The sequence below is a fragment of the Wohlfahrtiimonas chitiniclastica DSM 18708 genome (genome assembly GCF_000375345.1).
Taxonomy (GTDB): Bacteria; Pseudomonadota; Gammaproteobacteria; order Cardiobacteriales; family Wohlfahrtiimonadaceae; genus Wohlfahrtiimonas; species Wohlfahrtiimonas chitiniclastica.
This window is the reverse complement of record NZ_AQXD01000001.1, coordinates 836,207-851,102: the sequence shown is the minus strand read 5'-3', so window position 1 is coordinate 851,102 and position 14,896 is coordinate 836,207. Positions and strand designations below refer to the sequence as shown.

The following is a 14,896-nucleotide window of genomic DNA, read 5'->3' as shown; positions in this document are numbered from 1 at the left end:
AATTACACAGTTCCTTGTATAAAGTGTTGAGAATCTTGACGCACAATGGTGCCTTCAAGTTCCATCATCATGATGGCTTGTGTGGCAATGTGTGTGTCAAGTTGTGTTCTCACCACGATGTCATCGATGGTGAGGGGTTCGGTGAGCAGCTCAAAGATTTGACGTTCAATGGGATCAGTGGGCGCAGGCACAATTTTACGCACCGGTTGCAATGGCGTGAGGGTTGTTTGCGTCGGTTCAACCGCTTGAGCATTCGGCAGCCAATGTTTGAGCTCGGAGAAAATATCAAAGGTGGATTCCACCAATTTTGCCCCTTCACGAATGAGGCGATGGCACCCTTTTGATTGAGGATTGTGAATGGAACTTGGAATGGCAAACACTTCGCGGCTCGATTCATTCGCTAAGCGTGCGGTGATGAGGGAGCCCGATTGATCGGCCGCTTCCACCACTAAAACGCCTAAGGATAAACCGGCAATGATGCGATTGCGTTTAGGGAAATTATTTGGAATCGGCGGCGTATGGAGCGGAAATTCACTGACCAATGCGCCATTGTGTGCCACAATTTTTTCTGCCAATGGGCGATTGTGTTTCGGATAAATTTCATTCAATCCCGTGCCAAGCACCGCAATGGTGGGTGAGGGACTCGCAAGCGTACCATCATGGGCAAATTGATCAATCCCCATGGCAAGGCCACTTGTGATGGTGAGCCCATATTCTCCTAATTGTTTTGCAAAATGATAGGCATTTTGCTCGCCTTCTTTTGTGGGGTGACGCGTGCCCACAATGCCAAGCTGCGGATTTGCTAAAATATCCGGATTGCCGCGCACAAATAAGAGCGCTGGCGGATCATCACAAATGCGCAGCAATTCAGGATAACGTTCATCGGTCACCACAATGATATGATTGAGTGGGTCACTCTCCATCCATAAAAGGGCAGATTCTGCCTTTTTGCGAGATGAATCCGCCCGTGCGGCGATGACTTGATCTGTCATGCCAGCTTTTCGCCAGTCACTGTTAGAGGCGTTGACTGCAAGGGTGGCAGAATCAAAATGTGCCACCAATTGCATCAATCGTTTTGCGCCAATATGCTTTGTATAATAAAGCGTTAACCAATCGATCAGCATTGCCATTACCCTTTTTAAGATGAGAAATTTTTATCCCTCTAAGAGTATAGCAAAGCTGTCAATAGGTAAATTTTAAGGGCTAAATTAAACGAGGGGAATGATCAAATGCCAAAGGACGATCGTCACAAACGAGACGGGAATCCCGATACTTGTGAGGAAATTTGCCAGCTCAGGATCTAAGTTTTTATCCGCCGCAATGATGACACTCATCACCATAGGCGCCATACCGATCTCTAAAATCGTCACCATCGCCGTCATCGGGCTTAAGATGTGATCAAAGATGAACAGGGCAGGAATGGCGATGGATAACGGCATGATGATCAATTTCACAATGAGCCCAATGGAGATCATTTTGATCATGCTTTTATCGCGCGGTAAGCTCAAACTACAGCCAATGGAGAGCATGGTTAAGGGGGTTAACAATGAGCCAAAAGAACTTAAGGCATATTCAATGGCTTCAGGATATTCGATCGGGCGCAATAATACACCTAAAATGAGTGCCACAACGGGTGGATAGATGAGTAAACGCAGGAAGATCTGTTTAAAATTCACTGAGGTGCCAGAGTAAAGATTGGCCACCAAAATCCCCATGGTAAAGAGCAATATGAGGTTTGATTGATCCACAATGATGGCCACATTGAGTGAATCATGCCCTAAAATGGCTTGCAGTAAAGGAAAGCCCACAAATGAGGTGTTACTTGTACCACAAATGAGGATCAAGCAGCCTGTGGTGACTTTCGAGAAGGGAATAAAAAAGCGGATGGCATAGATGGCGCCAACCGCTACAATAAAGGCTATCCATGGGGATAAAATGGGGAAGAAGGCATCACCTTCTAGATTAATGGTGTGAATTTTATCGAGAATCAATGCAGGCAATGCCACACGGACAACGAGAAGATTCAGGGTTCGGATGAGTTCTTGGGGGTTGGTTAATCGGGAGAGTAGCTTGCCTACTCCAAGACAGATGATGATAAAAATTAAACCGCTCATAATTGATTTTCGCCAATTGAGGTTGTTACAGAAGGGGCGTTATTTTATCACCATTGATGTGGTTCACGTTAGCATTTGCGCACTTTTTGAGTGAACCCACGGTCGGATAAAGCCCTAAAACTGTCGAAGGATTGCGCGTTGCCATCTGTAAACTTTTTTCAAAAGAATAATTTAGCGCCATCGTATTTTGAATGCATGAATATAGATCAATGTGCGCGCCAGCAAGCTTGCCTTCGTGATTCACGAGGCGATTTTCCTCACGATAAATGGTGTGCCCATTAAAATCAAAGTGCATTAAGTCACTGCCTAAGGTTGCCATTGCATCCGTGACGAGCACAATGTTGTCAGGGTGTTTAGCCTCAATGGCAATTTTAACCATAATCGGATCGACATGAATGCCATCATGAATGATGGAACCATAACTGTTTTGGTCACTCAATGCGACGCCTAAAATGGAAGGCTCGCGTGACAGCATTGGCGGCATTGCATTAAAGAGATGGGTAAAACCTTTTAAGCCATGATTGAGGGCACTTTGCGCCTCATCAGCCGTTGCGTGCGTGTGCCCTGCAAACACGATGATGCCTGCATCCGTTAAGGATTGAATCATCGATGGGGGCACAATCTCAGGCGCGAGCGTGATCATCACTTTACCAAGGTTGCGTTGCGTTAAACTTTGCAGCAGTTCATCACTCAATGGATGAATGTTTTTTTCAAAGTGAATGCCGCGTTTTGCTGCATTGATCATCGGGCCTTCTAAATGAATGCCCAATAACCCCGGTAGTTTCTCTTCCATAGCAGCTTCCACAGCATCTAAAGCACGGGCAATGGTGTCATCATCACTGGTGATCAAAGTGATCATCATATGATGCGTGCCAAGGGCGCGATGCGCATTGACAATCGTGCGGATGCCTTCTAGTGTTGGCTCATTGTTAAAGAGTACGCCACCGCCGCCATTGACTTGTAAATCAATGAAGCCCGGAATCAACATGCCATCACTGTAATAGCTTTGGGATAAAAACACAGGGCTTTTTGTGATGCTGTGCACGCGGTTGTGCTCAATATTGAGCCACGCATCATGATGGTGCATTTCACCATCATAAATGTGAGAAGCAAAGAGAGATTGCGCCATATTAAACCGTTTTGGTCACTTTATTGAGGAAAGGTGGCTCATCAGGATTCATGCCTTTTTTCATGGCGATCTCTTCGATGATGCTGTAGAGCGCTGCGGTTTGAATCATTGGCTGAATGAGTGGCGAAGATGCTGGAATCACCAATGTTTTCTCATCAAAGGCTTTGCTATCTACAGTGTAGACATTTGCCCCTAAATTTAAGAGTTTTTCGGTGGTTTCCACGGACACTTTATGACTTTCATCATTCATTAAAAAGTGCAAAATCGGAATGCCGCGTTCAATAAGAGCAAGGGGACCATGGAAAAATTCAGAGGATGAATAATCTTTTGCAAACACTTGGCACGTTTCATTGAACTTCAATGCGACTTCTTTAGCCGTACTGAAGTTAAAGCTGCGCCCTAAACAAAAGAGTTGATCTTCTGTGACCATTGCATCAGAAAATTGATCCCAACGCGTGTGCACCACTTGATCCATCACCTCTGGCAGATGATACAATTCATCGGCCAAATCATTTTTACCGCAGAACATTGCATAAATGGAGGCAAAGGCGTAAATGGTGGCAATGTAGGATTTTGTCGCAGCCACGCTGTGCTCTTTGCCGGCTTTGAGGCCAAACAAAAAATCAGACATTTTTGCAAGCGGAGAGTTTTCATCATTGACCAAGCCAATGAGGGTTGCGCCGCCCGCTTTGGCATTTTCTGCATATTTGATCAAGTCAGGGCTTGAGCCTGATTGTGAGCAGACAAACAACAAATGGTTGTTAAAATTAAGGGTGCGATCATAAATCGATGCCACAGAAGGTGAGGCCATAGAAACAGGAATGTTCAATGCTGTTTCAAAAATGTATTTGGCATAATAACAAGCATTTTTTGAGCTGCCGCGCCCTAATAGCGTGATGCCGTGAATGGTCTCTTTTTTAATGAATTCGGCCAATTTAATGAGCATTGGGGCATTGCTTTCCCCTTGTTTGGCTATGACATCTGGGATTTCTCGGATTTCCTTTGCCATATACGTGGACATAATTTTTATTCCTTGTTCATGTTTTTAAGTTGATGTGCACCTGAGAAGCTTTTGGCAAATTGCATGGCCACTCGGCCGCTGCGTGATCCGCGCAAAAGGGCAAATTGTAACGCCTCGCGTTCGGCGTCAGGCGTGAAATGACAATCCGGATCTAAGGTGGTTAACCAATTTTTGACAACATTGAGGTAATCTTTTTGGGAAAAACTATAAAAGGTGAGCCATAAGCCAAAGCGCTCAGAGAGGGAGATTTTCTCCTCAATGGCATCGCCTAAATGCACCTCGCCATTGTGATCATGTTGTGCCTGTTCGTTATCTTTCATGTATTCAGGCAGCAAATGACGACGGTTTGAGGTGGCATAAAATAAAATATTTTCGGGTGGATTCATCAAAGAGCCATCAAGGAGCGCCTTTAATGATTTATACGCCGCATCGTTTGCTTCAAAGGAGAGATCATCACAAAAGATGATGAAGCGTTCATTTGACTCACTCAACAGTGTGAGCAATTTTTGCAGATCATCTAAAGCATCGCGGTCAATTTCGACCATTTTTAAGCCTTGATCGGCAAATTCCGTCAGCGTTGCTTTAATGAGGGAGGATTTACCTGTGCCGCGCGCGCCGGTTAAGAGCACATTGTTCGCGGGTAAACCATGCAAAAACTGTAAGGTATTTTGGCGAAGGCACTCAATTTTATCCTCAACGCCCACTAAGTTTTGATAATCAATGGCGGCAAAGCGGGAAATCGGTTGAAGATGCGCAGGTATCCAGTGATCCGCACGCACCCAACGAAAGGCCGCGCATTCGGAAAAATCCACACTTAGAGGAACTTTCGGAATGAGCGGCTCAATTAAAGCAATGAGCGACAAAAGTCGCTCATTGAGAAGAGATTGATTGCTCATGGGCAATTACCCTTTGAATCGTCCAAATTTCATGATGCGATCATAGCGTTGTTCCATGCGTGTGTCAGGATCTAACGCTTCTAATTCGTTCAAGTATTTAAGGATCTGATGTTTAACAGACATCGCCACTATTTCATGGTTACGATGCGCGCCGCCTTCAGGTTCAGGAATCACGCAATCGATGAGTTCAAGATCAGACAAGCGATCGGCCGTGATGCCCATTGCATTCGCAGCTTCCATTGATTTATCAGCGCTTTTCCAGAGAATGGAGGCGCAACCTTCAGGTGAAATCACAGAGTATGTGGAGTATTGAAGCATCATTACGCGGTCACCCACAGCAATGGCCAATGCACCGCCTGAACCGCCTTGACCAATGATGGTGCAAATGGTAGGCACTTTAAGTTTACTCATCTCTAATAAGTTACGAGCAATGGCTTCACTTTGTCCGCGCTCTTCTGCACCAATGCCAGGATAAGCCCCTGGTGTGTCCACAAATGTCACAATTGGTACATGAAAGCGTTCGGCCAATTTCATTAAGCGCAACGCTTTGCGGTAACCTTCAGGACGTGGCATCCCGAAGTTGCGTTGAATTTTCTCTTTTGTATCGCGGCCTTGTTGATGGCCAATGATCATCACAGGATGATCACCAATGCGCGCAAAACCACCGACGATGGATTTATCATCCGCATACGCACGATCGCCATGAAGCTCTTGGAAATCAGTTGCTAAATATTTGATGTAATCAAAGGTATAAGGGCGCAATGGATGGCGCGCCACTTGAGAGATTTGTGAGGGCGACAATTTAGAGAAAATGGATTTAATCTCATTTTTGCGCTCAGCTTGCAACAAAGACAAAGCCTCGCTCACATCAGCGCCCGCTTGGGAAGCGGCGCTTTCTAAGGCTTCGATTTTAGCATCGAGTTCTAAAATGGGTGCTTCAAAACTTAAAAAATTAGGGTTCAAAACTCATACTCCTAGAGTTAACGAAATGGGCATATTCTAGCATGCCCATTTCAAAACTAAAAAGAACGGATTATTTTGCTAAATAATCAGCCATAATTTTTTTATGTTCATTCAATTTTTCGGCGGTTAAAAATGCCAACTCTAAGCTTTGGGCTGCATTTAAACGCGGATCACAATGTGTGTGATAACGGCTTGATAAATCAGCATCTGTGATGTTTTGTGCGCCACCTGTGCACTCTGTCACATCTTTACCGGTCATCTCAAAGTGAACGCCTCCGGCATGTGTTTTTTCTGCATTGTGCGCATCAAAGAAGGCCGTCACTTCTGCCAAAATTCTGTCAAACGGACGCGTTTTATAGCCCGATTCAGTTTTGATGGTATTGCCATGCATCGCATCACAAATCCATACCACATGGCGGCCTTCTTGTTTCACGCGGCGCAATAATTGTGGCAAGTAATCTAGAAGGTTTTTATCCCCCATGCGCGTGATGAGCGTTAAGCGACCCGGTTCATTGTTCGGGTTTAACGTGTCAATCAAGCGGATTAAATCATCGCCAGATAAATGCTGACTCACTTTAACGCCAATCGGGTTAGAGATGCCGCGGGCAAACTCAATGTGTGCACCATCTAATTGACGGGTGCGCTCACCAATCCAAATGAAGTGGGCAGAGGTGTCATACCAATCACCAGTTGTGGAGTCGACGCGCGTCATGGCTTCTTCATAGCCAAGAAGCAGCATTTCATGAGAGGTGTAGAAATCCACTTCCTTAAGGGCACGGGTTGAATCAGGGCGAATGCCGCAGGCTGTCATAAAGTTCAAGGCATCTTGAATGCGGTTGGCAAGATCAGCGTAGCGCGCCGCTTGTGGCGTTGCATCAAGGAAATCCATCGTCCAGCCTTGGACACGGTGTAAATCTGCATAACCACCAGTGGCAAAGGCGCGGATTAAGTTTAGCGTTAAACCTGCTTGACCATACGCTTTCCATAAACGCTCAGGATCTGGCGTACGTGATTCTTTGGTAAAGTCAATGCCATTGACAATGTCACCACGATAACTTGGCAATGTGATGCCATCGATGGTTTCTAAATCTTCAGAGCGAGGCTTGGCAAATTGACCGGCCATGCGCCCAACTTTAATCACAGGGCTACTTGCCGCAAAGGTGAGCACAACAGCCATTTGTAACAACACACGAAAACTATCTCGAATATTTGTGGCGTTGAATTCTGAAAAGCTCTCTGCACAATCCCCACCTTGCAATAAGAACGAGCGTCCATAAGCAGCTTCTGCCAATGCTTTTTTCAGGGTACGAGCTTCCCCTGCAAAAACCAGTGGCGGTGCTTGATGCAAACGATCTTCAACTTCTTTTAATTTTGCAGCATCTGGGTAATTGGGCATTTGTGCCGCAGGAAATTTTCTCCAACTATCCGGTGTCCAAATATTAGACATAATTTTATCCTTTTCACTTCTAAAAAAAGAAGACTGAATTCAGTCTTCTTTTTTAATCATTAAACTTTAGTTTTTAGACTGATCCACTAAACGATTTTGTGCGATCCATGGCATCATAGAACGCAATTTTGCACCGGTTTTTTCAATCGGATGCTCTGCTGTCAAACGACGACGCGCAGTCATTGAAGGGTAATTGGTTTTGCCTTCTAAGATGAACATTTTCGCGTATTCACCCGTTTGGATGCGTTTTAATGCTTGACGCATCGCTTCTTTAGACTCAGCATTCACCACTTCGTGACCGGTCACATATTCACCATACTCAGCATTGTTAGAGATGGAGTAGTTCATGTTCGCGATGCCGCCTTCGTACATTAAATCAACGATGAGTTTTAACTCATGTAAACATTCAAAGTACGCCATTTCTGGTGCATAACCTGCTTCTGTCAATACTTCAAAGCCTGCTTTAACCAACTCAACAGCACCGCCACATAACACAGCTTGCTCGCCGAATAAGTCTGTTTCAGTCTCTTCGCGGAAATCTGTTTCAATCACACCTGCGCGGCCGCCACCATTGGCAGATGCGTAGGCCAATGCGATCTCTTTGGCTTTACCTGACGTGTCTTGGTAAACCGCGATCAATGTTGGCACGCCGCCACCTTTAACATATTCAGAACGCACAGTGTGGCCTGGGCCTTTTGGTGCAATCATGATCACGTCTAAATCTTTACGTGGCACGATTTGGTTGTAATGCACGTTAAAGCCATGAGCAAAGGCAAGGGCAGCACCTTCTTTGATGTTTGGTTCAATGGATTCTGCGTACACTTCTGGTTGATTTTCATCAGGCAATAAGATCATGACAAGGTCAGCGGCTTTTGTTGCATCTGCCACTTCCATCACAGTGTGACCTGCATTCACTGCTTTTGACCAAGATGCGCCATTTTTGCGAAGACCGACCACCACATTCACGCCTGAATCTTTCAAGTTTTGTGCATGTGCATGACCTTGTGAACCGTAACCGATGATGGCAACAGTTTTGTCTTTTAATAAGGATAAGTCTGCATCTTTGTCATAATAAATGTTCATAAATCGATTCCTTTAAACGGTTAATTTTTGTTGCTGTTATTTTTAGTCTAACAGCTAATAGTAATAGTCAAAATGTTAATTGATTGTCAAGCCTTTTGCGCCACGAACTAAGCCAAGGGCACCTGAACGGACAATTTCAATGATGCCAAGAGTCTCGACAGCAGTGACAAAAGCGTTCAATTTATCGGCGGTTCCGGTCATTTCGATGGTGTAACTTGACTCGGTGACATCTAATAGGCGACCGCGGAACATATCGTTCAAACGATACAGCTCAGCACGGGCATTTTCAGATTCAGCCTTCACTTTAATGAGCATGATTTCACGCTCAATGTGGGAGCCATCGGTTAAATCCACCAATTTGATCACATCGATCAGTTTATTGAGTTGCTTGACGATCTGCTCAATGACTGCAGCATTTGCAAAGGTCACGAGGGTCAATCGAGAAATTGACTGATCTTCTGTCGGTGCAACCGATAAACTTTCAATGTTATAACCGCGGGCAGAGAAGAGATTCACCACGCGCGATAAGGCACCTGACTCATTCTCCATTAAGATGGAGATGATGTGTCGCATAGGTTGTTGAGTTGTGTTCGTCATCATTGTCTCCTTATACTTGGCTCAATCCATCAACGGTTGTGTTTTCCATTTTATCCCGACCACGTAAAATCATCTCGTGATGACCTTTACCGGCAGGAATCATGGGGAATACGTTCGCATCTGAATCCACAATGATGTCTAAGAAAATGGTCTTATCTTTTTGCTTAAAGGCTTCGATAAGGGCGGGTTCTAGATCTTTTGGATCTCTGATTTGAATCCCGTCATGCCCGTAGGCTTTTGCTAAACCAATAAAGTCCGGTAACGACTCGAAATAGCTCATGCAGTAGCGCTTCTTAAAGAAGAACTCTTGCCACTGGCGAACCATGCCAAGGTAACCGTTGTTTAAATTCAAAATTTTTACAGGTGTGTGATATTGCAACATGGTGGAGAGCTCTTGAAGCATCATCTGAATGCTGCCATCGCCCGTGATGCACGCCACATCTTTATCTGGGCAACCAATTTTAGCGCCCATGGCTGCCGGTAAACCAAAGCCCATGGTGCCAAGGCCACCTGAGTTGATCCACTGTCTTGGGCTGTCAAATTTATAATATTGCGCTGCCCACATTTGATGCTGACCCACATCGGTGGTCACAATGGCTTGGCCTTTTGTCACTTTATATAAGGCTTCCACCACTTGTTGAGGCTGAATGATGCCGGGCGTTAAGTCATAGCCTAAAGAATCCATTTTGCGCCAATCATCAATGGTTTTCCACCATTTCGCTAAGGCTTCTTGATTGAGTTGCTTTTCACCACTTCTGACGAGCTCTAAAAACTCTGTCAAAATCGGTTTAACTTGACCCACCAATGGGATGTCCGTCACCACATTTTTACCAATCGATGAAGGATCAACGTCAATGTGAATGATTTTAGCATGTGGGCAAAAGTGCTCAAGCACGCCAGTGATGCGGTCATCAAAACGCGCACCGATGGCAAAGAGCACGTCACAATTGTGCATCGCCATGTTCGCTTCATAGGTGCCGTGCATGCCAAGCATGCCCACGAATTGGCGGTCTGAAGCAGGATAAGCCCCTAAGCCCATCAATGTGTTGGTGATGGGCACATTTAAGCGTTGAACCATTTCGACTAATTCATCACAAGCATCACCTAAAATCACACCGCCGCCGGTATAAATCATCGGGCGTTTTGCCGTCATCAAAAGGTTATAGGCTTTTTTGATCTGTCCTGAATGACCTTTGACAATCGGATTGTAAGAGCGCATGGCAATCTTTTTCGGATAGCTGAATTTTGCTAAAGCCACCTGAACGTCTTTGGGCACATCGATCACCACAGGGCCAGGGCGACCCGTTGTGGCAATGTGAAACGCTTTTTTAATCGTAATCGCTAAATCTTCAACGTTTTTGACTAGGAAGTTATGTTTAACACAAGGACGGGTGATGCCAATGGTGTCCACTTCTTGGAACGCATCATTACCAATCAAGCTTGTGGCCACCTGACCTGAAAAGACCACCATTGGAATGGAGTCCATATAAGCTGTGGCAATGCCGGTGACAGCATTGGTGAGCCCTGGGCCAGATGTGAGTAAAACAACGCCGGGTTTGCCTGTCACGCGCGCATAACCATCAGCCGCATGGGCTGCTGCTTGCTCGTGGCGGACGAGGACGTGCTTAATTTCATCTTGTTGATAAATGGTGTCGTAAAGTGGTAGTACAGCCCCCCCTGGATAACCAAATATATATTCTACTTTCTCCTCGATAAGAGACTTTATAATGATTTCTGCACCTGAAGATTTCACGGTTTACCTCTGTTTTGTGTGTATCTATTTGTTTTAAATATGCTATGACCTGAAAGATTCGATTCTCAATAACTTCGCCTTGCCGCGGATGTTTGCGAGTGCTTCGATCGCGCGTAAGGATTCAAGAATCGAGTGTTCTTTCGTTTCATGCGTTGTCATAATGATATTAGCGAGATTGTCATCAACAGATTTTGTCTGGATCATCAATTCAATACTAATATCATGCTGAGCTAGGATATGGGTAATATCAGAAAGCACACCAGGTTGGTCCACAGCTTTAATTCTTAAATAGTAGGCTGTGTGGATCTCTGCTTGTGGCAGAATGGGCGCATTAGAGAGCGCTTGATTTTGGAAGGCTAAATAGGGCACATAGTGCTCTTTATCAGCATCTAACATGCGTGAGATGTCCGCTAAGTCAGATAACACAGAAGACGCTGTGGGTTTGCCACCTGCACCTGCGCCATAACTTAAAACGGGGCCAACGCCATTGGCTTTGACCAACACGGCATTCATCACGCCATTGACGTTAGAGATGAGCTCGGACTTTGGAATCAAAGTGGGATGCACGCGAATTTCAATGCCTTCGGGTAGATATTTCGCGATGCCTAAATGTTTGATGGTGTAGCCTAATTGATTGGCATATTGAATGTCTTCAGTTTCTAAAGAAGAGATGCCTTCAATGAACACTTTATCAAATTGCAAGGGAATGCCAAAGGCAATGGAAGCTAAAATGGTGAGTTTATGGGCAGCATCAATGCCTTCAACGTCAAAGGTCGGATCAGCTTCTGCATAACCTAAGGCTTGGGCATCTTTTAATGCATCTTCAAAGGAGCGACCTTTCTCTTTCATCTCCGTTAAGATGTAGTTGCCGGTGCCATTGATGATGCCCGCTAAGGACTCAATTTTGTTACCAATTAAGCTTTCGCGTAAGGTTTTGATCACAGGAATACCGCCAGCGACAGAAGCTTCAAACATGAGCATCAAACCTTTTTCAGCCGCTTTCTTAAAGAGTTCATTACCATGAGTGGCAATTAAGGCTTTGTTCGCTGTGATCACATGTTTATTGTGATCAAGGGCTGTTTGAATGTAACTCAAGCTTGGCTCAATGCCGCCCATGAGTTCAACCACCACATCGATGTTTGGGTTCATCAAAACATCATTGACATCTGTGGTGAGGGATAAACCATAAGGATTGTCACGATCCATTGAGCGCACAAAGATTTTTTCAATCGCGAATTCGTACCCTGTACGACGCGTAATTTCCGCATGATTTTCTTTAATTAAATCCACAACTCCCGTTGCAACTGTACCAAAACCTAAAATACCAATATTCAAACGTTTCATGCGCTAATAATTCCAATGTGACTAATGTGTTAACTGTTTTAATAATTCTTCGATGACAAAACCTGTACATAAAGATATATCATAAGGTGTGGCTTCATGGAACATGTAAGCACCACTTGTGATTAATTTATGTTCAATATCGGTGTGTCCTTCGTGTAATTTCGTGTCGATGTGGTTGATATTCCAATCATTTAATGCGGGTAAAAAATTTCCCGCATTTTCAGCGGCGCCAAAGCTCACAGTGGCAGCTTTTTGTGCATCACGCATCGCAATCGCTGCCACTAATGGTGCGGCACAAATGGCAACGATCCAAAGATGATGGGTAATGGCATCATTTAAGGCGCGCCCGATGTCACTCATTAAGGTGGCTTTATTGCCTTTTTCAATGAAATTCGTGAAATTTTTCACAGCGCCAAAGCCGCCCGGCATAATCACTGCAACATATTCACTGGCATCAAATTGATCAATGGGGGCAATGTTGCCGCGGGCAATGCGTGAGGATTCCACTAAAATATTGCGAAGCTCTGGCATGGCTTCTTGTTCTTGATGATTGATGACATCTGTTTGAGATCGGTTAGGGGCAAAGCACACCACATCAAAGCCATGTTGAGCAAGGGCAACACGCAAGGTGACAGCTTCTGTAATCTCAGTGCCATCTAAATGTCCTGATCCCGATAAAAAGAACGCAACTTTCCTGTTCATTTCATGCTCTCCCCGTAAAATTTATTTTTATTTGCGATTCATTTGATCATATCGACTATTTTTGTAGATTGCTATAGCTAAATGCAAAGAATTCGATATGGGGAAGAAACCCCGCTTTTTTTAGTGTAGAATTGAGCCGAAATATCAGAGAGGAAAACCGCCATTATGATCAAACAGATGACACTCGGGCTTGTGGTTGGGCTATTCATTTCAATGGGCAGCGCCAGTGCAAACGAGCCAAAGCAAGACAACCTAATGCTGAATTTCTTATTGGGTGAGTTGGCATTTCAACGCAATGATTTAGAAACTGCAGAGAATTATCTTGCAAAAGTCACTGAAGACAATAACATTGCCTACGTGCTCAGACAGCAGTTTAACATTGCCTATGTCAATGGCGATTATCTCAAAGCCCTCTCGTTATTGAATCAAATTTTAGAAGATGAGCCCGATAACATCGAAGTGTTGCTCTTTGAAGCCATCATTTACGCCCATTTAAATGACAATGGTAAAGCGGCGGCTGTGATGAATCGTGTTGCGATGCTCTACACACAAGATCAACCCGACGACAATGGTTTTCACTTTTTGTATCGTGAATTAAAAGGGGCGATTGCGCCGGCACAATTTTTAACGATTTATCGTCAAATTGCGAAAATGAACGATTATTCACCGGATGTGACGCCACTTTTAGCGAGTCTCTTAGTGGACAATGGCTTATATGATGAAGCTTTGATGTATTTAACGGGCGTGATTGAATCAGATCCAAACAGCGCAGTGAATTACGCCTTATTAATGTATGTGTATGCATTGTTAAATGAGCCGCAAAAGGGGCTGGCCATTGTGAAAGCGGCCGCTGAGAAAAGCGATCATGTGGATTTAAAGCTTGAATATGCTCAAGGGCTCATCAATCAATTTGATTATTCCGGTGCATTACAGTACACAAAAGGGCTCGAAGCACGTTACCCTAATAATGCACGAGTTCAAGGGCAATTAGCGTTCCTCTATTTTGCGTATCAAGACAGTGAGGCTGCTAGAAATCATTTAGATAAAATGGTTCAACTCAAGGGCGATTATGTGGATGTGATCTACAAAATGGCTGACTTTGCACGTTCAGCGGGGCGCATGGGCGATTTGTATGATGTGTTGCCCAATGTGAATGTGATCGATGTGCAAGTGGTGCGTTTATTGTCTGAAGCTGACATGGCATTGAAGAAAAAATCATATGCCACATTCTTAGCAATTTTTGATGAACTGCGCACTAAATTTCCCGATCGTGCAGAATATTTGTATAATCAGCAATTAGAGATGCTTGAGGCATCTTTTGATTATCAGCTCTTGTTGCCTTATGCTGAAATTTTAGATGTGGTGACCAATTATGAAGTGTTCACCTATTCATATTATAAGGCGATCGCGTATGAGGGCATGCAAAAACCTGCCCAAATGCAAACGGTGCTCAAAGCTTGGCTCAATAAGCATCCGGATGATCCTTTAGCCCTCAATGGTTATGGTTATATGCTCTTAGAAAATGCCAAAACAGCGGCGCAAGAGAAAAAAGCGATGGGTTATTTGCAAAAAGCGATTAACCTTGCACCCGATGAACCGGCCATTATGGACAGTTTAGGCTGGGCATATTTTAAAGCAAAAGATTATGTCAAAGCGCGCCAATACATAGTGCCAGCATTCCATCGCTTAAAAGAGCCCGATGTCATCAGCCATTACATTGCGTTATTGATTGAGGAGCAATCCATTGATCAAGCGCGTGCATTATTTGAACAGCTGCAAGCCCTTTTACCCACCCATCCTGAAACATTGGCCTTGCTTAAACAGTATCCAGAGGTTTTACAGTAGTG

The 14,896-nt window shown here is 44.5% G+C and carries 13 protein-coding genes; 1 reads left to right on the top strand and 12 read right to left on the bottom strand.

Annotated features, from left to right (window positions below; translation table 11 throughout):
• Positions 1-2: 2 nt before the first annotated feature.
• The 12 genes from dprA to elbB all read right to left on the bottom strand — a co-directional run bounded on the left by dprA (position 3) and on the right by elbB (position 13,049).
• On the bottom strand, positions 3-1,124 hold the full coding sequence (dprA, locus tag B143_RS0103950) for a DNA-processing protein DprA (RefSeq protein WP_018122298.1): 1,122 nt from the start codon (positions 1,122-1,124) through the stop codon (positions 3-5).
• 84 nt (positions 1,125-1,208) lie between these two features.
• Complete coding sequence (locus B143_RS0103945; protein WP_018122297.1) at positions 1,209-2,114, bottom strand: AEC family transporter; 906 nt, start codon at positions 2,112-2,114, stop codon at positions 1,209-1,211.
• 25 nt (positions 2,115-2,139) lie between these two features.
• A complete protein-coding gene (gene nagA / locus B143_RS0103940) occupies positions 2,140-3,243 on the bottom strand; it encodes an N-acetylglucosamine-6-phosphate deacetylase (protein WP_018122296.1) in 1,104 nt (367 codons plus the stop codon).
• A 1-nt stretch (position 3,244) separates the two neighbouring features.
• Complete coding sequence (locus B143_RS0103935) at positions 3,245-4,264, bottom strand: SIS domain-containing protein (protein WP_018122295.1); 1,020 nt, start codon at positions 4,262-4,264, stop codon at positions 3,245-3,247.
• Positions 4,265-4,269: 5 nt separating this feature from the next.
• Positions 4,270-5,160, bottom strand: a complete 891-nt coding sequence (locus B143_RS0103930) for an ATP-binding protein (protein ID WP_018122294.1) — start codon at positions 5,158-5,160, stop codon at positions 4,270-4,272.
• Between the two features lie 6 nt (positions 5,161-5,166).
• Positions 5,167-6,123: an acetyl-CoA carboxylase carboxyltransferase subunit alpha gene (locus B143_RS0103925; RefSeq protein ID WP_018122293.1), complete on the bottom strand. Its 957-nt coding sequence runs from the start codon at positions 6,121-6,123 to the stop codon at positions 5,167-5,169.
• A 70-nt stretch (positions 6,124-6,193) separates the two neighbouring features.
• Positions 6,194-7,570 (bottom strand): class II 3-deoxy-7-phosphoheptulonate synthase, encoded by a 1,377-nt coding sequence (locus B143_RS0103920; RefSeq protein ID WP_018122292.1) that lies wholly within the window; start codon positions 7,568-7,570, stop codon positions 6,194-6,196.
• A 66-nt stretch (positions 7,571-7,636) separates the two neighbouring features.
• Positions 7,637-8,653 carry a ketol-acid reductoisomerase gene (gene ilvC / locus B143_RS0103915; protein ID WP_018122291.1) on the bottom strand — a complete coding sequence of 339 codons (1,017 nt, stop codon included), beginning with the start codon at positions 8,651-8,653 and terminating at the stop codon, positions 7,637-7,639.
• A 75-nt stretch (positions 8,654-8,728) separates the two neighbouring features.
• Positions 8,729-9,226, bottom strand: coding sequence for an acetolactate synthase small subunit (gene ilvN, locus B143_RS0103910; protein WP_026165695.1), 498 nt, complete (start codon positions 9,224-9,226; stop codon positions 8,729-8,731).
• Between the two features lie 34 nt (positions 9,227-9,260).
• Positions 9,261-11,003: a biosynthetic-type acetolactate synthase large subunit gene (gene ilvB / locus B143_RS0103905; protein WP_018122290.1), complete on the bottom strand. Its 1,743-nt coding sequence runs from the start codon at positions 11,001-11,003 to the stop codon at positions 9,261-9,263.
• A 42-nt stretch (positions 11,004-11,045) separates the two neighbouring features.
• Entirely contained in the window at positions 11,046-12,347 is a 1,302-nt protein-coding gene (locus B143_RS0103900) for a homoserine dehydrogenase (RefSeq protein WP_018122289.1), read from the bottom strand.
• A gap of 21 nt (positions 12,348-12,368) precedes the next feature.
• Positions 12,369-13,049, bottom strand: a complete 681-nt coding sequence (gene elbB / locus B143_RS0103895) for an isoprenoid biosynthesis glyoxalase ElbB (RefSeq protein WP_018122288.1) — start codon at positions 13,047-13,049, stop codon at positions 12,369-12,371.
• Positions 13,050-13,214: 165 nt separating this feature from the next.
• On the opposite strand from elbB, the gene B143_RS0103890 reads away from it, so the two are divergent.
• A complete protein-coding gene (locus tag B143_RS0103890; protein WP_018122287.1) occupies positions 13,215-14,894 on the top strand; it encodes a tetratricopeptide repeat protein in 1,680 nt (559 codons plus the stop codon).
• Positions 14,895-14,896 lie beyond the last annotated feature (2 nt).

Coding starts and splice junctions, on each gene's coding strand:
- B143_RS0103930 (WP_018122294.1), bottom strand. CDS start 5,160: ATGAGCAATCAATCTCTTCTCAATGAGCGACTTTTGTCGCTCATTGCT.
- ilvN (WP_026165695.1), bottom strand. CDS start 9,226: ATGCGACACATCATCTCCATCTTAATGGAGAATGAGTCAGGTGCCTTA.
- B143_RS0103900 (WP_018122289.1), bottom strand. CDS start 12,347: ATGAAACGTTTGAATATTGGTATTTTAGGTTTTGGTACAGTTGCAACG.
- dprA (WP_018122298.1), bottom strand. CDS start 1,124: ATGCTGATCGATTGGTTAACGCTTTATTATACAAAGCATATTGGCGCA.
- B143_RS0103890 (WP_018122287.1), top strand. CDS start 13,215: ATGATCAAACAGATGACACTCGGGCTTGTGGTTGGGCTATTCATTTCA.
- nagA (WP_018122296.1), bottom strand. CDS start 3,243: ATGGCGCAATCTCTCTTTGCTTCTCACATTTATGATGGTGAAATGCAC.
- ilvC (WP_018122291.1), bottom strand. CDS start 8,653: ATGAACATTTATTATGACAAAGATGCAGACTTATCCTTATTAAAAGAC.
- elbB (WP_018122288.1), bottom strand. CDS start 13,049: ATGAACAGGAAAGTTGCGTTCTTTTTATCGGGATCAGGACATTTAGAT.
- B143_RS0103920 (WP_018122292.1), bottom strand. CDS start 7,570: ATGTCTAATATTTGGACACCGGATAGTTGGAGAAAATTTCCTGCGGCA.
- B143_RS0103945 (WP_018122297.1), bottom strand. CDS start 2,114: ATGAGCGGTTTAATTTTTATCATCATCTGTCTTGGAGTAGGCAAGCTA.
- B143_RS0103935 (WP_018122295.1), bottom strand. CDS start 4,264: ATGTCCACGTATATGGCAAAGGAAATCCGAGAAATCCCAGATGTCATA.